Raw genomic sequence first — 19,458 nt, 5'->3', positions numbered from 1 at the left:
CATGGCACAGGCCGGCCGGCGGACCGGCGCCATGCGCCGGCCCGCCGTTGTCGGGGCTCAGTTCGTCGCCTTGCCCGGCAGGAAGTCGGTGGTGAAGAAGGTCGCGAGCTTCTCCTTCGCCGAGGGGTCGACGCCGCCATATTCGACCAGCAGGTCCACGGTTTCCTTCACCGCATTGGCGTTGGTGTGGAACGGCCGCTGGTCGGCGGTGACGCGGTAGAGCTTCGTCGAAATCTCGAAGCCCTCGGTCAGCGTCTCCTTCTTGCCGGCCTTGGAATCGGCCTCCAGCATGGCGTCAGCGGCAGCGCCGGCGTTCTTCTCGGCGGCTTCGGCCGACAGCGTCGCGGCGCGCATGAAGCGGCGCACGAGGTCCGGGCTGCCGGAAAGCGTATCGCGATGAGCGACGATGCCGGTGGCGACCGCGTTCAGCCCGTAGTCGGAGAACATGATCGGAAACACGGCCTTGCCGGTCGCGTCCTTGATCTTCATCGACTGGTCATGGGAGAAGCCGAGCAGCACGTCGGCCTGGCCCGAAATCACCGCGTTCAGCTTGGTCTGGGCGTCGCCCTGCACCAGGCGCACGTCGCTGTCGCGAAGGTTCGCCTTCTTGAGGAAGGCCGGCCAGACCTGCGAGAGCGCATCGCCCGGCGTGGTGGCGACCGTCTTGCCCTTCAGGTCGTTGGCGGTGCGGATGTTCTTCTCCGCGAAGCCCATGGCCGAGGCCGGGTTCTTCTGCAGCAGCACGCCGGTCGAGACGACCGGAGCGCCGCGAATGCCGGCGCGCACCACGGCCGACATGTCGACATGGCCGAACTGGGTGGATTTCGCGCCGACCGCCTGCAGGGTCACGCCGGAGCCGCGACCTTCCATGATGGTGAGGTCGATGCCCTCCTTCTCGAACAGGCCGAGCTTCTTGCCGTAGAAGAACGGTGCATGCTCGCCATAGAGGTACCAGTTCAGCAGCAGCTGAACCTTGTCGGCCGAATGCGCCGACCGGATGAGCGCCGGCGCGGCAACGAGGCCGGCACCGGTGGCGATGACGAATGTGCGGCGATCCATATTGTCCTCCCTTCGAGGTTGGGAGCCCGTTGGCTCGGGCCGATTGTTTTCAGGTGGTTGCGACGAATTCATGCCGGCGGCTGGTGTGCCACGGCAGGGCGAAGCGCTCGACGATATCGACGATCCAGAACAGCACGACGCCGATCAGCGCGAGCAGGACGAGCGCCGCGAACATGGTCGGCAGCTCGAAATTGCCGATCGAACGCTGCAGCACGAAGCCGATGCCGGAATTGGAGCCGACGAACTCGCCGACCACCGCGCCGACCACGGCCAGCGTCACCGACACTTTCAGGCCGGAGAAGATGGCCGGCAGTGCGTTCGGCAGGCTGACCATCGTGAACATCTGCCAGCGCGAACACTTCATCGAGCGGGCGAGGTCGCGCATGTCGGTGTCGAGCGCCTTGAAGCCCTGAACGCCGGCGACGACCACGGGGAAGAAGCCGAGCAGGAAGGCGGTGATCACCTTCGGCGCGAGGCCGAAGCCGAACCAGACGACGAAGAGCGGCGCGATGGCGACCTTCGGGATGGACTGGGAGAAGACCAGCAGCGGGTAGAAATAGGATTCCACGGTGCGCGAACCCGCGATCAGCATGGCGATGGGGATGCCGAACAGCGCCGAGAGCAGGAAGCCGCCGAGCGTCGCGACCGTCGTCGGAACGGACTCGCGCAGCAGCAGCGGCCCGTCCGTGCCGAACGCCTTCACCACGTCCCAGGGGCGCGGGATCAGGTAGGGCGGCACGTTGAACAGCCAGATCGCAACGTCCCACAGGACGATCATCAGAGCCAGCATCGCGAAGGGCTTGAGCCAGGGCGCGTCGAGCCACCGGGCAACCGTCGACCAGCCGCTCTGCGCGCGCTCCGCCATCCGTCTCGCTCCCATGCATCCGACCTCTGCGTGTCGGCTCTATATAACTCACCAGTTACTTACCTAAAGCAGTGGCGGCGAGTCAATATCGGCAACGCCTCGGTGCGTGTGGACGGGGCGCGACCCTCAGTCAGATCGCTGCCACGAGCGCGATCAGCCCGGCGACCAGCGCCCAGCCAAGGCCGACCGCGCGCCGGTAGAGCCGGAGCGCGGCGCGAATGTCCGCGGCATTCGCCTCCGCCCGGCCCTGCCCCATCCAGCGATCCTCCACCACGACGTCGCCATAGGTGCGGGGGCCGGCGAGCCTGATGCCGAGCGCCCCGGCCATGGCGGCCTCGGGCCAGCCGGCATTGGGTGAGCGGTGGTGGCGCGCATAGCGGCGCACCGCATCCAGGGAGGCGCGAGCCGGCTTCAGTCCATCGAGCGCCGCCGCGCCGATGATCAGCCCGGCGGTGAGGCGCGAGGCCGGCAGATTGACGAGGTCGTCCAGCCGCGCCGCCGCCCAGCCGAAGGATTCATGGCGCGGATTGCGATGGCCGATCATGGAATCGGCGGTGTTGATCGCCTTGTAGAGCGCAATGCCCGGCAGGCCCGCGACGCCGAGCCAGAGGGCGGGCGCGGTGACGCCGTCCGAGAAGTTCTCGGCGAGACTCTCGATGGCCGCCCGCGACACGCCGGCCTCGTCGAGGCTCGCGGGATTGCGCCCGACGATCATCGACACTGCCGCCCGGCCGCCGGCGAGTCCCTCCCGCTCAAGCCCGGCGGCCACCGCCGCGACATGGTCGTGCAGGCTGCGCTGCGCGATCAGCGTGGAGGCCGCGAAAGCCAGCGGCACGAGGCCGAACACATCGAGGCTCTCGCAGAGCGCGACGATGGCGAGCGTCACGCCTCCGGTCGCCGCCAGCACGGCGACCAGCGCCATGACGCCGGCCCGACGGCGATCCTGGTGGCTGTGCTCCTCCCTGTTCATCAGCCGGTCGAGTGTGCCAATAAGCGCGCCGATCCACGTCACCGGGTGGCCGATGGCGCGAAACAGCCAGGGTGGGTAGCCGGCCAGCGCCTCGATCACGAGCGCGGCGGCGAGGATCACCAGAGGCGAGAAGGGGGACATGCGTGGGCGAGACCCTGGAAGCCGGCAGCGGAGCCAGACTGGAGCATGGCGGCGATCTTGGCGAAGCCCGCCGCCAGTTTCCGGCCGCGCCTGAACCGTGGATCGACCTTTCGACCGGAATCAACCCCGTTCCATATCCCCTGCCCTGCATTCCTGCCGCAGCATGGCAGCGGCTGCCCGCGCGCGACGACGAGACGGCGCTGCTGGCGGCCGCCCGGACGGCCTATCGGGTGCCTGATGCTGCCGGGATCGTCGCGGCGCCGGGCACGCAGATCCTGATCGAGATGCTTCCCGCGCTGGCGCCTGCCGGCGCCGAAGTCGCCGTGCTCGGGCCGACCTATGGCGAGCATGCCCACGCCTGGTGCAAGGCGGGCTTCGCGGTTCGTGAGGTGGCCGGTCCGGACGAGGCAGGCGCGGCCGCCATCGTCGTCATCGTCAATCCGAACAACCCGGATGGCCGCATCGTCCCGCAGGCGGAGCTGAAGCGGACCGCCACCCGTCTCGCGGCCATGGGCGGATTGCTGGTGGTCGACGAGGCCTTCGCAGATTTCACCCCCGAGGCCAGCATCGTCCCCGACCTGCCGCCGGCGACCGTGGTCCTGCGCTCGTTCGGCAAGACCTACGGGCTCGCTGGTCTGCGTCTCGGCTTCGCCATCGGACCTGCTGATCTCGCCGCCCGCCTCGCCGGCCGGCTCGGGCCGTGGGTCGTTCCGGGGCCGGCTCTCCATGTCGGGCGAGCGGCGCTGGCCGATACGGACTGGCTCGCTGCCGCCCGCGCGGAGCGCGAGAAGGATGCCGCCCGTCTCGATGCCCTGCTCGCCCCGGCCGGTCGAGTTGCCGGCGGAACGGCATTGTTCCGGCTGCTCGAAACACCTGAAGCCCCGGCCTTGTTCGCACGTCTTGGGCGGCACGGCATCCACGTTCGCCGCTTCGCCGCCCATTCGCGCCGGCTGCGCTTCGGCCTGCCAGAGGACGAAGCCGCATGGCGGCGGCTCGCGACAGCCATGGCCGGCTGATCACGCCGCCTCGCGCGCGGACACGTCGGCGTTATCCACCGAACGGCGCGGACTTGCCATGCATTTGCCGTCTTGCTGCAGCGCGCCATGGGCCCCATGTCCTCGGCCGATGCCGGCGCCTTCCGCGCCCTCCCCTTGACGGAGCTACTCATGAGCGAAGACGCAAGCCCGCTGTTCCAGCCCTTCACGCTGGGCGACCTTGTCCTGCCCAACCGCATCGCCATGGCGCCGCTGACGCGCAATCGCGCGACGCCGGGCACGGACGCTCCCCATGCGCTGAACGCGGCGTACTACACCCAGCGCGCCAGCGCCGGCCTGCTCATCTCGGAAGGCACGCAGATTTCCCGGCAGGGCCAGGGCTATATCTGGACGCCCGGCCTCTACAGCGACGCTCAGATCGCAGGCTGGAAGACCGTCACGGACGCCGTTCACGCCGCCAGCGGGCGCATTTTCGCGCAGATCTGGCATGTCGGCCGCATCTCGCATTCTTCGCTCTTGAAGGACGGCGCCGCTCCGGTTGCCCCGTCCGCGGTTCAGGCCAAGTCCAAGACCTACGTGGAATCGGGTTTCGCCGACGTCTCCATGCCGCGCGCTCTTGAGGCTGCTGAAATCCCCGGCGTCGTCGCCGAATATGCGCAGGCCGCGCAGAACTCGCAGAAGGCGGGCTTCGACGGCATCGAGATCCACGGCGCCAACGGCTATCTCGTCGACCAGTTCCTCAAGGACGGCGCCAACCAGCGCCGCGACGGCTATGGCGGCTCGGTCGAGAACCGTGCCCGCTTCGGCCTCGAAGTGGTCGATGCCATTCTCAAGGTCTTCCCGAAGACCCGCCTCGGCATCCGCCTCTCGCCGGTGAGCCCGGCCAACGACGCGGTGACCAGCGACCCGGCCGAGGTCTTCGGCTATTTCGTCTCGGAACTGTCGAAGCGCGGCATCGCCTTCATCCACGTCGTCGAGGGCGCGACGGGCGGCCCGCGCGACAATGTCGCCTTCGACTACGGCGCGCTGCGCAAGGCCTTCTCGGGCGCCTATATCGCCAATAACGGCTATACGCGCGATCTCGCCATCGAGGCGGTCCGCGACGGCAAGGCCGACCTTGTCGCCTTCGGCAAGGCCTTCATCGCCAACCCGGACCTTGTCGAGCGCCTGCGCCTCGGTGCGCCGCTGAACGAACCCGATCGCGCGACCTTCTACGGCGGCACCGAGAAGGGCTACACCGACTATCCGACGCTGGCTCAAGCTGCCGAATAAGGCTCGACTTCGCCTTGATCCGGGCCGCCGGTTGCGCCATGCGACCGGCGGCCTTGCTTTGTCCAGCCTTGCTCAGAACCGCCAGCGCCTTCAAACAGGAGGCGAAGGGCTGCACGAACGTCGGCCCGCGAGGGAGACGACGCATGGATGGCCAGAACCCCGGCGAAAGCCGCTTCGCCCTGCCGGACATGTTCCGGGCCGGGCTGCCTGCGCCCTCTCCGCGCTTCAGCGGCCATCCCGCCTACAATTTCGTCGGCGGCCATAACGATCCCTCGCAGGTGCCCGCGGAAGCCCTCGCCGAAGCCGCGGCCAAGGTGCTGCGCGAGCATGGCCACCTGCTCGGCGTCTATTCGCTCGGCGGCTCGCCGCTCGGCCACGAGCGCCTGCGGACCTTCGTCGCCGACAAGCTGGCGAAGCGCAGCGGCATTGCCTGCACCGCCGATGACGTGCTGCTGACCTCCGGGTCGCTGCAGGGCATGGACCTCGTCAACAACCTGCTCATCGCCCCCAGTGACACGGTGATCCTCGAGGAGTTCACTTACGGCGGGGCGATCACCAAGGTGCAGAAGCTCGGCGCAAAGGTGATCGGCGCGCCGCTGGATGCCGGCGGCATCCGCATGGACGCGCTCCGCGCGATCCTCGAAGACCTGAAGGCGAAGGGCGTCCGGCCGAAATACATCTACACGATCCCCACCGTGCAGAATCCGACCGGCAGCATCATGAGCCTGGAGCGCCGGCACGAACTGCTGGCGCTGTCGCGCGAATTCGGCGTACCGATCTTCGAAGACGAATGCTACGCCGACCTCGTCTGGGCCGGCACGCGTCCCCCGGCGCTCTACGCGCTTGATCCCTCCCGCGTGATCCATGTCGGCTCGTTCTCGAAGTCTTTGGCCCCCGCGCTGCGCATCGGCTACATCGTCGCCAACTGGGACGTGCTGTCGCGCATCGTCGCGACCAAGTCGGATGCCGGCTCCGGCGCGCTGGAGCAGATGGTCGTCGCCGAATATGTCGAGACGCGCTTCGACGCTCATGTGCCGGCGCTGACATCCGCCCTCAAGCTCAAGCTCGACGCCATGGTCGAAGCGCTGCACGAAGAGTTCGGCACCTCGGCGGAGCTGTTCATACCGGACGGCGGCATCTTCCTCTGGCTGAAACTGCCCGATCAGGTCGATGTCCGGACCTTCACCCAGGCAGCGCTGGCGCAAGGACTCGCCTTCAACCCCGGTCCCGAATGGTCCTGCGACCCCGAGGCGGCCAAGAGCCACATGCGCCTCTGCTTCGCGCTTCCCGACATCGAGACGATCCGCAGGGGCGTCGGCGAGCTCGCGCGCATCTGCTTCGAGAATACCGGCATTCCCGAGCACGGTGCCAACCGCCACCGGGCCTGACCGGCGCGGCGTCCAGCCCGCAAAAAGCCCGTCATGGACTTCGCGGCCGCAAAGCCGCACGCTCCTCGCTGACTGTCGGCCCGCTGCTCGCGGTCGGCATCCCCGAGGGAGGAACGCCTTGACCGCGCCGCGCCCGTCCAAGACCCATGTCGGCAACCATCCGCTGCATCCCGAAACCCTGATGCTGAGCTACGGCTTCGATCCGCAGCTCTCCGAGGGAGCAGTGAAGCCGCCGGTTTTCCTCACCTCCACCTTCGTGTTCAAGTCGGCCGAGGAAGGCCGCGACTTCTTCGATTTCGTCTCCGGCCGGCGCGAGCCGCCCAAGGGCACCGGCGCGGGTCTCGTCTATTCGCGCTTCAACCACCCGAACAGCGAGATCGTCGAGGACCGCCTCGCCGTCTACGAGCGCACGGAAGCCTGCATCCTTTTCTCTTCGGGCATGTCGGCGATCTCGACGACCCTGCTCACCTTCGCCCGACCGGGTGACGTGATCCTGCACTCCCAACCGCTCTACGGCGGCACCGAGACACTGCTGACGAAGACCTTCTCGGCGCTCCAGATCGGCGCGGTCGGCTTCTCGGACGGCGTCGACGAGGCGAGCGTCCGCGCGGCCGCCGCCGAGGCGATAGCCAAGGGCCGCGTCGCCGTGATCCTGATCGAGACGCCCTCCAACCCGATCAACACGCAGACCGACATCGCCCTGATGAAGCGGCTTGCCGACGAGATCGGCGCCAGACAGGGCCACCGCCCGGTGATCGTCTGCGACAACACGCTGCTCGGGCCCGTCTTCCAGCGGCCGATCGAACACGGCGCCGACGTCTCGGTCTATTCGCTGACGAAATATGTCGGCGGTCATTCCGACCTGATCGCGGGGGCGGCGCTCGGCACGGTGGCGATGACGAAACCGATCAAGGCGCTGCGCGGCGCCATCGGCACGCAGCTCGACCCGCATTCCTGCTGGATGCTGGGCCGCTCGCTGGAGACGCTGGGCCTGCGCATGGAGCGGGCCAACGACAATGCCCGCATCGTCGCCGAATTCCTGCGCGGCCATCCGAAGGTCTCGAAGGTCCACTATCTCCCCTTCCTCGACGCCGAAACGCTTGCCGGCCGTGTCTTCCGGGCGCAGAGCGAGGGTGCGGGCTCCACCTTTTCCTTCGACATAGCCGGCGGAGAGGCCGCCGCCTTCGCCTTCCTCAACGCGCTGCAGATCTTCAAGCTGGCGGTCAGCCTCGGCGGCACCGAGTCACTGGCGAGCCATCCGGCCTCCACGACTCATTCCGGCGTGCCCGAGGCCGTCCGGCAGCGGATCGGGGTGCTGGATACGACAATACGATTGTCGATCGGGGTAGAGCATCCAGACGACCTTGTTGCGGACGTCGCACAAGCGCTTGCGGCACGCTGAAGATTAAGTCTGAAGGTCGCCGCGAAGGCGACGTTTCCCGGTGAACAGGAAACTAAGCAGGAAACCGGGGAACTGAGGCGTCGAAGTCTAAGCACCTTCCGGGCTAAGATCGGACGGTCCGACTCCAGTGCGATTGGCGCACCTCGAATATGCCAAATGCACGGAATGCAATCGGTAATGGCGACCGCAGCGGAGTGACTTCGTAGTCACGACGCGCGCGGGCGCCTCCCATTGACACCAACTTAACAATAGATATCTCTCATCAGGACACTTCAACCCTGATGGAGATGCACATCTAAGAAAGTACACTGTCTTTGTCAAGCCATACGCGCTGACATGGCCGAACCGATCGCCGTCATACGCAGGCCCGATAAGATTTAGTCCGCCCGATATCGATTCGGAGCGGCGCCGATATCTTGTGTGCCCTCTGTTATTGCCTCGGGGCCAAAAGAGAATGACTAAAATCCTCATCCAAGCGGATCCCCGCGCGCATCACCGTGCGCATGGTCGGTCGTGCTTTGTCCAACCACAAGGAAGTTCCCATGACCGACGAGCCGACCGGTTCGATAGCTCCTCAGGAGCCGCACAAGAATCACAAACCCGCCGACACCGACAAAGCCGGCACAGGCGCGCCGCGTCCGACCGACTCGGCCTCTCGCCTTGCCGACGTGAAGTCGCGGCACGCCGCGGTAGCCATGCTGATCCGCTACGAGCCGATCGACGGCCTCCTGCAGGCGAAGCGGCGCACGCGTAAGCACACCGAACGCCAGATCCAGAAGCTCATGGCCTCAATCATGCGCTTCGGCATGGTCGTGCCGTTGCTGGTTGGTGAGGACTTCCGGCTCATCTCCGGGCACGCACGCCTCGAGGCGGCGCGCCGGCTCGGCTATGCCGAGGCCCCGGTCGTCGTCGTGGCGCACCTGAGCGAGGACGAGCGGCGCGCGCTCGCCATCGGCCTGAAGCGGATCGCCGATGAGAGCGAATGGGATGAGCCGGAACTGGTTCTGGAACTGACCAATCTCGTTTCGCTCGACGAGCTGGAGGTCATCGACGCCATCGGCTTCGATCCGCCAGAGATTGAGGTGCTGATCGACGGTAAGGGCGGTGCCGTTGATCAAGATCCCGCTGATGCAGCGTCGGAGCCGGCCAAGGTAGTGGTCTCGCGGCCCGGCGATCTCTGGCGCTGCGGCAATCACCTTATCTATTGCGACAACGCGCTGGATGGGGAGAGCTATCGCCGCCTCCTCTCGGGTGAGAAGGCGCGCCTGGTCTTCACCGATCCGCCCTACAACGTGCCGATCGGCGGGAACGTCTCGGGCCTCGGCAAGGTGCGGCATGGCGAGTTCGCGATGGCCTCCGGTGAGATGAGCGTCGACGAATTCATCGCCTTCCTGAAGGCGGTGCTCACGCGGCTAGCCGAGCACTCAATGGACGGCGCCCTCAACTACGTCTGCATGGACTGGCGGCACATGCACGAGCTGCTGACGGCGGGACGGAAGGCCTATAGCGAGCTCGTCAACCTCGCCGTCTGGGTCAAGGACAATGGCGGCATGGGCTCGTTCTATCGCTCGCGCCACGAGCTGGTAACGGTGTGGAAGGCAGGCAACGGGCCGATCCTCAACAACGTGCAGCTCGGCCGCTTCGGGCGCAACCGGACCAATGTTTGGGAGTATCCCGGCGTTAACACCTTCAAATCCGGGCGGCTCGACGAGCTTGCCATGCACCCGACTGTCAAACCGGTTGCACTGGTGGTCGATGCGATCCGGGATGCATCGAACCGCGGCGACATCGTTCTCGATGCCTTCTCCGGCAGCGGCACGACGCTGATCGCGGCCGAGAAGACCGGCCGCGTTGCGCGGGCAATCGAACTCGACCCCGCCTACGTCGATGTCGCCATCCGCCGCTTCGAGACGCTAACCGGCACCGAGGCGGTACACGCGGAGGCTCCCGAGACCTTCGCGGTGGTAGCGGCTAGGCGCACCGCCGAGGCGCCCGCGGATGCCGACAACGACAATCAGGATGTCCCCGCCGACGCGGCGCCCGTGCGCCGCCGGATCAGGCCGAGCCGGAACTGATTTTTCTCTTCCCGTCCCCGACCCTGCAGAAAGGAACAGCTATGTCTGACGATGGCAAAAAATCCAAGCGCCCGAAAACCGGCAAAGGTGGCTATTGCGACCCCCCGCTCGAGCATCAGTTCAAGCCCGGCCGTTCGGGCAATCCCAATGGCCGCCCGAAGGGCCGCAAGACATTCGCCACAGTGCTCCGGGAAGAAGGCCACGAGCAGGTAAGCTATAAGGATGGCGATAAGATCAAGACGGCGCCGAAGATCGTCGTGGTCGTCAAGAACCTGCTGAACCGGGCAATGAAGGGAGATCAAAAGGCAACGGAACTTGCGTTCGCAATCGACAGGTCGAACCTTAGCGAGCCCGAACCGGCAGAAGGCGAAAATGCCATGCCGGCCGATGATCTCGCTATCCTCAGGCGAGGGATGGCCAAACGCGGGTGGGCGCGGGAAGAACGCTCGCAGATCGATGACTGGAGCGAGCCCTCGACCGAAGGTGAGTTCCGGTGCGTGATAACGCCCGACGGCGCGCTCACGATCGACCTCATGTCCTTCGACGAAACGCTCACAGCCCAGCTTCTCGAGGCGACCGAGGCGTGGATGGAGCGTCAGGTCGAGGGTTATCACATTGATGATCTGATCCGCTTCATCCGAGAATGGATCCGGAACCGCCTGGCAAAGCGCGCGCCGGTACGCGAGCCGCACCGGCTGGCGATCGCAGAAGCCGTGACCAGCATCCTCACTAAGGCTGATGGCACGGTCATCGTCTCGCATGCCGGTCGCCTGGGATGAGCGATCGTCTCCTCCTCCAGGCCCTGCTGCTCCACGACCTTGGAGCCTTCACCGAGAAAGTGTTCCGGGCTCTCGAGCCCGGACAACCCTATCTGCACAACTGGCACCTCGACCATATCGCCGAGGCTCTCGCGCGGGTAGAACGCGGTGAGCTAAAACGGCTGATCATCAACGTGCCGCCGCGTTCGCTCAAATCGATCCTCGTATCGGTCGCCTTCTCCGCGTGGGTGCTAGGCCGCGATCCGCGCAAACGAATCATGTGCATTTCTTACGCCGAAGATCTGGCGCGCAAGCACGCCTTGGATACGCGCAAGATTGTCGACGAGGCCTGGTATCGGGAGATTTTTCGCGATTTCGAGATCCCGCGCGGCCGAGCGCGTGATTTAGACTTCGGCACCACCCTCAATGGGTATCGCTTCGCTGCCGGCATGGGCGGTGCGATTACGGGGCGTGGCGCCGACATCATCCTGATCGACGATCCGATAAAGCCAGCGGATGCCCTTTCCAAAGCCATGCGACGGCGGGCCATCGAGTACTACGACGGCACTCTGCAGTCGCGCCTCAACAACAAGCGCGAGGGCGCCATCGTCATCGTCATGCAGCGCCTGCACGAGGACGACCTCGTCGCCCATGTAACCCAGAACGAGGACTGGGAGGTGATCTCACTCCCCGCTATCGCCACCGAGCCGACTGTGCACCGATTGTCAGACGATCCTAGCGATATCTATCACCGCGCCGCCGGCGAGGTCCTCCACGCCGAGCGCGAGCCCCGGGAAATCCTTGAAGCCCTCCGCCGCTCGATGGGATCGCTGATCTTCTCGGCGCAGTATCAACAGGCGCCGGTGCCGCCAGAGGGGAATATCGTCAAGCGCGATTGGCTCCGCCGCTACGAGACCCGCCCGGAGACCTTCGATCTGGTTGTTGCCAGCTGGGATACAGCGTCGACCATCGGAGAGACGTCAGATTATTCGGTTGGGACGGTCTGGGGCGCCAAGGGCCTCGATTACTATCTCCTCGATCTCGTTCGCGGCCGCTTCGAGGTTCCGGATCTACGACGCCGTTTGGTGGCGCTCTCGACGCAGTGGTCGGCCAACGCAACGCTGGTCGAAGAAACCGATATCGGCCGAGCGATCGTGCAGGAACTCAGAATCACGGACCAGTTGCGCTGCATCCTGCGACCGCCGCGTTTCGATAAGGAGGCGCGCATCCTCGCCCAATCGGCGCGCTTCGAGTCAGGCCAGGTCCACGTTCCAAGCGAAGCGACATGGCTCGCAGAATGGCTCTCCGAGCTCCTCGCTTTCCCGAATGGCCGCCACGATGACCAAGTCGATTCAACCAGCCAGGCACTGCACTACCTGACTGTGCAAACCGCTCACCTCAAGCGGGCCGAGATCGCTCAGACAAGACCTGCGCGCGAGCGGCCGGCAAGAATGGCGAGACCGAAGGGATACAGGAGGAATGTCGAATGATGCGACAAGCGGCCCGTACGGAGGGCATCTCAGGGCGACGTGCAATCCTGACGTGACGTGGGCCTTTGTCCAGTTCGCGCCGATGCCCGTCCGCGACACACAAGACGCGTTCAGCTCGGGAATACTCGCGGCGTCAGCGACCACGGAAGAGCCAACAGAACTCCCATAGCATACAGCCGGCGATCGTTAGTTGCGAGTCGCTATCGCCAAGAACACTGAGCAGCAGTTCAGCGACAAAGAAGCCGCAGGTAGTTGCTCGAACCGATCACCCTGAATAACAAGAATATCGCCTGCACATCAGCACTTGCAACCGTGACCGCAACGGCGAAAGCATGAGAAACGAACGGCAACAATAGGTAAACTGCAATAATGAAACCACATCGAATTACTTGAATAGCCGAGAATATAACGGTAACACTCGATTCGATCCACGCTTATTGATCATGCTGCTTTACACGATACCCTCCGCAGCCTCGCGGCACACACTTCGAGTTCCACCAATCCCTTCCCAAGCGCCTCTATCGGGGGCTCAGAGCAAGCGTCAACTGCCGTGATCTGATGTAATCGGGCATGGTCGTGGGCGGGGCAACCTCATGCATGCGGGCCTTGGTCCCTTGAATGCGCCGCAATTGGTGCCGCGCAAAGGCATACCTTGCGTAATGTAGCGTTTAGAAGGTAACGTATTTGCTGGTGGGCGCGTTGAGGGGCAGCACAGTGACGAGCATAAGCGTTTCCGTACTTGAAGTGGGTCAGGGGATCCGCGACGTATCGGTGCGTTTCTCTGGAACTTCGAATTTAGATGATAGCGTTACGATTAGCTTTCGTGACATGAATTATGAAGCTATTTCCAGAGAAGTTGATCAAGATCTCCTGATAGCGAAGGCCAAAGACATTGTAAGGACGATCGCGAATTCCGAAGGCTGAACGCTTTCTGTATGAACGAAAACGCTCTCTGAGCTGACAAATTTCCTTAGCCGCGCAACGGCACCATGTTGGTCTTGATCCAGGTCTCGTCGAAGACCAGACGGCGCGGATCAATCCTGGCCTCATGCGCCTTCCAGCGCTCGCGCCTGCGGGCGATGTCGGGCCGGGTTTGCTCGGCCGGCAGCACGGTTTTGAAGCTCAGCCCCTCGGCATGCAGGAAGAGGCACCACCATATGCCGGCCGCTCTTGCTCCCCCGCACCAGCAGTTCCCGCCGTCAGACCACGCGTCGTGAACGCCCCCCCCCAAGCGGCAGCGCTCGCGCAGCCAGTCCGCCACTTCACCCGACAGGCGCGGTCTCTTGTGCCCGCCGATCTTGCCGTGATCGAACGATCCTGTCCGCGTCTTCAGCTTACGCCACTTCGAAACGCAGGAGGGGCTGATCTTCAGCGCCGCTCCGATCGAACGGATCGTCTCGCCCGCCTCGAACCGCGCCAGCGCCCGTTCCCGCAAATCGAAGGTCGTGTCATCCCTGCCGACCACCTTCTCCCGACAGACATCTTGAATCACGTGCCAACCGATTTGCGAATCCCGATTCCAACAAAAAGCAGCGCGCTCTAATGCCAGCCTCCCATCGTGGACGCCCACGATAAAGACGGAGGCGCCAGGGGCGGCCGGCAGAACGAAAGTCCTCTCACGCGCGAGAATCGTGATGGTCTGGCTGTAGCCGCCGGATCCCGGCTACGCATGCTTGCTGTAGCAGCCGACGACGGTAGGAGCGCAAACGCGATGGCATGGCGAGGTCGGGCTGGAGACATGCACATCGCGCCCAGAAGACCTAGCATCAAACATCTATGGTCCGGCCCCTTGAAGCAAAGCGCGATTTTAGCAAAGGCCCCCACAGGCATCCTGAAGGTCGCGGATGATCGCCTGCGCAACACTCCTGTCGCTCAGCGAGGCATTTGTATTCTGTCGCAGCCAGTTCTCCAGATTGCGAATACGGTTTCGGGCCTTGTCGAGATGATTGGCGGAGACGCCGCCTTCCCGAATGAACCGGCGGCCGGTCTCACGCTCATACCGGATCGCATCGGCCGTGCTTCCCGATCCAAGTCGCCCCCGGTACAGGTGGGAAATCGTGTTGCGCAAGGCAGGATCGCTCGCCTCGGGTCGTGCAGCGATGCGATGTATGGAGGGCTTTGAGGGCTGCCAGCGAACCGCTTCGAACGCCAGGGTCAGGGAATTGCGGTGCAGATCCGTTGCCTGCCGTGCTATTGGAGGCGACGCTATGCTGTCGTTTGCGGGCCGCGCCAGAACCTGAGCCTTGAGCGGCGACGCGATCACGACACCAGACACCACGACGGCGGCGCCGACCGCAGCCCTGTTAAAGGCGCTGGAAGCTACCCCGCTCGGCAAGCGAGGTGGCGCGGCAGCTTGATTGAACACGCGTGTGAGGCTGAACGGCGGTGCCCCCGCGGGAGGCGACGAACCGCTCCCGCCTGGTGGCTGCCCTGGGAGACCGCCCCTGCCGCCCCTGGACAGGGATGTAGCTCCGCTTGCGCGATTGAAGGCGCCCGTCAAAAGCCCTCCCTGATCCAGTCCACCGCGAGGGCGCAAGAGGCTTGTTTGTGGAGCGACGGCACCGGGTAGCGGCCGGGTCAGGACCACAGGCGGATCTTGAGCGCCGGGCAGACCGGGAATACCGAGCTGGGGTGGGCGAGGCTGAGGCGGAACAAGCCTCGGCTGAGGAGGAGGAGATGACCGCCCGAGCGGAACATTGTCATTCGAGGGGCGACGAGGTCCACTGAATGGACCGCCCTGCCGCATACCTCCCCCCCGGCCATAATCCATGGGTGGGCTGCGGTAGCCACCGCCGCCGCCTCGGAAGCCCCCTCCCCCCCGCCACCGAACCCACCTCCGCCGCCAAACCCTCCCCGGCGCTGGACCAGCAAGAGCCGGGGCGCTGGCTGATCCGCGGTATCGCGTTCAAGGAGAGGAACCGGGATTGCGGCCGCAGCCATCGCTGGCAGCGCAATGAGCGGCTGCGCCAATCCGACAAGGGCGCCGACAAGGATGAGACGGGCCATGTTCTCCCCCTTTCCGCAATCCAATAAATATGCTTGATTATTTGTGAATGGTCACGAGGAAAGCGCTCATGTTCATAGCGCGTCTTCTGCTCGTCCTTTCATCGACTGTAGCGACCCTTACGTCAGGCGCCGCAATTGCGCAGGTCGGCCGCGGTGCGACTGTGCATGAATGTGACCTGCTCGCCGCCCATCCCTTTGACCCCCAGCGTATGGCCGAAGGGGTGGCCGACGACCGCATCATCCCGCGCCTTGCCATCAGGGAATGCGAGGCCGCGCATAAGGAGACACCTCAGGATCCGCGCTTTGCGTTTCAACTCGGGCGAGCGCTCCTGGCAGCTGGCCGAGCAGAGGACGCCGTCAAACAGTTCAGGGTCGCGGCTGAGGCAGGCCATGCGGCAGCCTGGGCCTATATCGGCGATGCTCACCAGCTTGGCCAAGGGGCGGCCCCAAGTCCCCCCGAGGCGTTTGCCGCCTACGGAAAGGCTCTTGCCGGTGGCTTCACCCGCGCTCAGTCTCTGCTCGATCAACTGAACTTCGACCGCTCTCTTTTTGCCAGTTCCGTCCTCGACGATCTGTTCAACTCCCGCCATGCAGCGCTGCGCACCCGGATGACGAGCGGCCCTGAATCGGAGCGCTGGCCCGAACGGGCCTACTTCTTCTCGCTCGCTCAAAAGCTTGTCTCCGAATGCGGACGCATCCTGACCCCCGACGCCATGCTGCGCCTTTACAATCTGCGCTTCGGCTCTGGGTGGTCCGGCGAGGCGGAAGCAAGAGTTGGCATGACCGTCTATGCGTCGGTGGGCGACTATGATGGAAACACCTTCGTGCGCCGCCACGGCTGTGAGGGCCCCACCTCCAAGCAGATCTTTGCCGGTATCGTCGAATATCTGCGAGGGGAGCCTTCGAGATGATGGGCCTCGTGCTGGGCATCGGGCTAGTCGTGATCGCACTATCGGCTCATGCCCAGCTTCAATTGCCTGGCGCTCCCGCCTCGCCATCGTTCAATGAGCCTGCGCCCGTCCTTCCAGGCGCGCAACCTGTGCCGCCTCATCTGCCCGGACGGCCAGCCACTGCGCCCCCTGCACCCGCGGAACCGCAGCGGGGCCTTCGCGGTATCATCGCGCCCGAGCAAAGGCCTCCCCAGCAGGCAGCAGATCCAACAGGCGTTCGCGATCTCGCCCAGGTGCTGTCAACAGACAACAACTTCAATCTTCCCGGAATTCCAGCCGCAATCCTGCGCGGCGACTTCAACGCCTTGCCGGATGATCTCGATACCCGCGCGCTCGTCAGCTCCTATCTCAGGATCATCAACGAGGCCTGCGGCGAGCAAGCGGTCGACCTTGCCCTTGCGATGTTTCGCTACGCATCGAACGAATTCCGGGGCGGCTTTAACGTCATGTTCCGCGCCGAGGGGTTCGCCGATGCGCGCTATCTGATCTCCCGCATCGGCTGTGTCGGCAATCCCTTCAACACTTTCATCGGAAACTACACCCGGCTCATCCAATCGCGCGCCCCACGGGCGGCGAGCCCTCAGGATCCAGTCAAGTTTGCAGCCTTGATGAGTCCGGCATTTCGAGCGCGCAACAACATCCCGGACCCAGACCGCCTCCAGCGCGATCGCCTGACCGCCGACGCCACGGGCGAGGCAGAAGCGGCGTGCGTGGCGCGCTATGCGCAGCAAGCCTTCTGTCGATGTGTCGTGGATTCGGTGCGAGGCTTGAGTGACAACCAGACCTTGCGCGCCCTTTCCCCGTCCTTTGACCGGATCGTCAGCCTTCCCATCGACCTCGCCTTTCTGGAGGAACGCATCCTTGCCTGTGAGCGCCTGGGTGGGAGACCAAGGCCATGATCGCCTATCGCTCCTGCGTAACAGCCCTCCTGGTCGCAGCCGCTGCGCCCCCGCTCTGGTTCGGCACGGCCGAAGCCCAAACGAACCTGGTTGGCAGATGGGCGGGCCAGGCGACATGTGCAGGGTCCGCGCCCATCACGTTCGATCTTGAAATCCGTGAAGAAGGCCGACGCCTGACGGCAGTTGAAACTTGGCGAGCGGATTCCAGCACCGGAAGCATCACCTATGCCATCAGGACGTCGCCGGATGGCTCAGTAACGTTCGTGCCTCTATCGGCTGCGGATATTCCGCGATCTGTCTGGCGTAGCCTCCAGTTCTCGATGCGGGCCATTGATGAGCGCAGGATGGAAGGTGAATACGCCTTCCCGGGCGATTGCTCGCGTCGGACCATGGCGCGGGCAGAAGAAGCTGAACCGCGCTTGCCGGCGGAAGCTGCCGGCGTCATCGGCGGGTGGCGCGGCATACTTCAATGCGGGCAGGCGGCAAGCGGCAATGACACGTTCTTGACCGTAAGCTCAGGGGCTGCAGGTCGTGTTGCTGCAACCCTCGTGAGCTTTGGGCCTCGTCACTTCGAAAGTGGACCCATTGTAGTCCCTCTCGTTGGCGAGTGGGACGCGCGACAGCGCGATCTACGTTTTGCCCCAACAGAACGGCAGTACAGAGCCGGAATGCAAGTAAGCGGCGCCCGCGCGAAACTTGCGAACAATCGCCTCACTATCGCTCTTGAGGGGAGTACCTGCACTCCGTTCGAGGCCCTGCGGATCTCGCCAGATCGCCAGCGGCCAACCCGAACGGCCGGCCCCTCGGACGGGGCAATCTTGCGGGGAACCAGTCTGCGCGCCCGATGCGAGGCATTGGGGGCCTGGCCGGAACGCTTGCGGCGGGAGTTTCCAGGCGTTGCCTTTGATCGCATGAGCAATGTGGGTTCCCGCATTGTCCTTGCCTTCGGCGACGACGTCTTTGTCCCGGCTTTTGCGGTCACCTTCGACAAGATGAGTGACGCCCAGAAGACCGAGGCCTCTCATCACCTCATCCAGGAATGTCGGCGAGACCCGCTGCTCGCCCAGGAATTGCGCGACCTAATGTCGTTGATCCGAGGGTTAAGCCCTGGGCACCTGACCAGCTTCGGGCAGATCTCCATCACCTATGTCGTCGAAACACAGCGGGAAGTGCGCCACGAATTGGAGCGCCTTGCCCGGCTCACCGCAGTGGTCGAAAGCGGACAGATTCCCGCGCCCACCGAAAGTCTGGGCGTCTTGGAGCGCAGCAAGCGCCTCCTGGAGGCCCACAAGGCCATGCTCTGGCCTTCCGAGGCACGCGAGGCCGACCGTCGCATCGCCGCGATCGAGGGACGTCTGTTCGACCATGCCGCAAACATCGAGCTTGCTCGCATCCGCGCCGAACCCGACCCGACGTCGCGCCTGCGCGCTCTCGCCGAGGTGACTGGGGGACGGGCGCAATGGTTCTCACGTGCCTCGCCCACCTTGCGCTCGCAGGCCATTCCTGCCCTCCGGCAAGAGCATGAGACGGCTTCGCGAGCGGCCATCGGCCCGTTTGAACAAACGATGGCCGCCACCCAACGTAGCCTGGAAGGGCTGCGCCGGCTCGAGCAGGAGCTGACTTCCCTGCAGCCTCTCCTTCCTCAGCTGGCGGAACCGGTGCGAAAGGAGCTAGTGGCGGCAACCGATGCATGGAAGGCAGATGCGATAGGACGCGAGGTTCGGCCCTATCTGCAAAGGCTCGAACAGACACCAAGGGGATCCGCCGAAGGGCTGCGTCTGAACGGCGAGGAACGGAGAAGATTAGAGCAGGCTTTTGCGCCCTACCGGTCGGTGCCGGTCGTGGCGGCGGCACTGCTGGGTTACGAAGCGGACCGACGCGCCAGGCTGCGCGAAGGACTGGAATTGTTCGGCCGCGAGGTCACAGCCCTTCGCCAAACGGGTACCGCCGACCCCGTACAGGTCAAGGCCCTCGCATCGAGCTATCTGACCGAACCCGAAGACTGGCGCCGACCCATTGCGCTTGCATACCGGGTGCTGGCTGCGCGCCTTGGCGTCCCCATTCCGGACTAGGCACCTGGTTTGGCCGCCTCACGGCTTCCCGGTGCAATCACGTCCATGCGACCGAAACGACCCTGCTTGTCGAGGCTCGGAGGGATCCCCGCGGTATTGCCGCTACTACGGAAGGC

Annotated in this window: 15 protein-coding genes; 10 read left to right on the top strand and 5 right to left on the bottom strand. The window is 64.7% G+C overall.

Features of this window, described 5'->3' with window-relative positions; all coding sequences use genetic code 11:
* Positions 1-57 precede the first annotated feature (57 nt).
* The 3 genes from JNK84_RS23195 to cbiB form a co-directional block, all read right to left on the bottom strand.
* Positions 58-1,059 (bottom strand): ABC transporter substrate-binding protein, encoded by a 1,002-nt coding sequence (locus JNK84_RS23195; protein ID WP_293428591.1) that lies wholly within the window; start codon positions 1,057-1,059, stop codon positions 58-60.
* Positions 1,060-1,108: 49 nt separating this feature from the next.
* A complete protein-coding gene (locus JNK84_RS23190; protein ID WP_293428590.1) occupies positions 1,109-1,924 on the bottom strand; it encodes an ABC transporter permease in 816 nt (271 codons plus the stop codon).
* A gap of 130 nt (positions 1,925-2,054) precedes the next feature.
* The gene (gene cbiB, locus JNK84_RS23185) at positions 2,055-3,035 is read right to left on the bottom strand and encodes an adenosylcobinamide-phosphate synthase CbiB (protein ID WP_293428589.1); all 981 of its coding nucleotides are present in this window, start codon (positions 3,033-3,035) and stop codon (positions 2,055-2,057) included.
* Between the two features lie 2 nt (positions 3,036-3,037).
* On the opposite strand from cbiB, the gene cobD reads away from it, so the two are divergent.
* From cobD to terL, 7 genes are all read left to right on the top strand, one after another.
* Positions 3,038-4,051 (top strand): threonine-phosphate decarboxylase CobD, encoded by a 1,014-nt coding sequence (cobD, locus tag JNK84_RS23180; RefSeq protein ID WP_293428588.1) that lies wholly within the window; start codon positions 3,038-3,040, stop codon positions 4,049-4,051.
* Between the two features lie 150 nt (positions 4,052-4,201).
* Positions 4,202-5,302, top strand: a complete 1,101-nt coding sequence (locus JNK84_RS23175; RefSeq protein ID WP_293428587.1) for an alkene reductase — start codon at positions 4,202-4,204, stop codon at positions 5,300-5,302.
* A gap of 143 nt (positions 5,303-5,445) precedes the next feature.
* On the top strand, positions 5,446-6,690 hold the full coding sequence (locus JNK84_RS23170; RefSeq protein ID WP_293428586.1) for an aminotransferase-like domain-containing protein: 1,245 nt from the start codon (positions 5,446-5,448) through the stop codon (positions 6,688-6,690).
* 118 nt (positions 6,691-6,808) lie between these two features.
* Positions 6,809-8,092 (top strand): cystathionine gamma-synthase family protein, encoded by a 1,284-nt coding sequence (locus JNK84_RS23165; protein WP_293428585.1) that lies wholly within the window; start codon positions 6,809-6,811, stop codon positions 8,090-8,092.
* 542 nt (positions 8,093-8,634) lie between these two features.
* A complete protein-coding gene (locus tag JNK84_RS23160; protein WP_293428584.1) occupies positions 8,635-10,167 on the top strand; it encodes a site-specific DNA-methyltransferase in 1,533 nt (510 codons plus the stop codon).
* 41 nt (positions 10,168-10,208) lie between these two features.
* On the top strand, positions 10,209-10,946 hold the full coding sequence (locus JNK84_RS23155) for a DUF5681 domain-containing protein (RefSeq protein ID WP_293428583.1): 738 nt from the start codon (positions 10,209-10,211) through the stop codon (positions 10,944-10,946).
* Positions 10,943-12,415 carry a phage terminase large subunit gene (gene terL / locus JNK84_RS23150; protein WP_293428582.1) on the top strand — a complete coding sequence of 491 codons (1,473 nt, stop codon included), beginning with the start codon at positions 10,943-10,945 and terminating at the stop codon, positions 12,413-12,415. Before JNK84_RS23155 ends, terL begins: the two co-directional genes overlap by 4 nt.
* Positions 12,416-13,385: 970 nt before the next feature.
* On the opposite strand, the gene JNK84_RS23145 is transcribed toward terL, so the two are convergent.
* Positions 13,386-13,907, bottom strand: coding sequence for a helix-turn-helix domain-containing protein (locus tag JNK84_RS23145; RefSeq protein WP_293428581.1), 522 nt, complete (start codon positions 13,905-13,907; stop codon positions 13,386-13,388).
* 315 nt (positions 13,908-14,222) lie between these two features.
* Complete coding sequence (locus JNK84_RS23140; protein WP_293428580.1) at positions 14,223-14,693, bottom strand: hypothetical protein; 471 nt, start codon at positions 14,691-14,693, stop codon at positions 14,223-14,225.
* Between the two features lie 796 nt (positions 14,694-15,489).
* On the opposite strand from JNK84_RS23140, the gene JNK84_RS23135 reads away from it, so the two are divergent.
* Genes JNK84_RS23135 through JNK84_RS23125 form a run of 3 tightly spaced genes read left to right on the top strand, consistent with a single transcriptional unit; the run spans position 15,490 to position 19,342 of the window.
* The gene (locus tag JNK84_RS23135) at positions 15,490-16,332 is read left to right on the top strand and encodes a hypothetical protein (protein WP_293428579.1); all 843 of its coding nucleotides are present in this window, start codon (positions 15,490-15,492) and stop codon (positions 16,330-16,332) included.
* A complete protein-coding gene (locus tag JNK84_RS23130; RefSeq protein ID WP_293428578.1) occupies positions 16,329-17,270 on the top strand; it encodes a hypothetical protein in 942 nt (313 codons plus the stop codon). Before JNK84_RS23135 ends, JNK84_RS23130 begins: the two co-directional genes overlap by 4 nt.
* A complete protein-coding gene (locus JNK84_RS23125; RefSeq protein WP_293428577.1) occupies positions 17,267-19,342 on the top strand; it encodes a hypothetical protein in 2,076 nt (691 codons plus the stop codon). The genes JNK84_RS23130 and JNK84_RS23125 overlap by 4 nt, the downstream gene beginning before the upstream one ends.
* Positions 19,343-19,458: the final 116 nt, after the last annotated feature.

This window comes from Phreatobacter sp., assembly GCF_016793595.1.
Taxonomy (GTDB): domain Bacteria; phylum Pseudomonadota; class Alphaproteobacteria; order Rhizobiales; family Phreatobacteraceae; genus Phreatobacter.
Note: the sequence above shows the minus strand (reverse complement) of the source record. Positions and strands in the feature narration are given on the sequence as shown.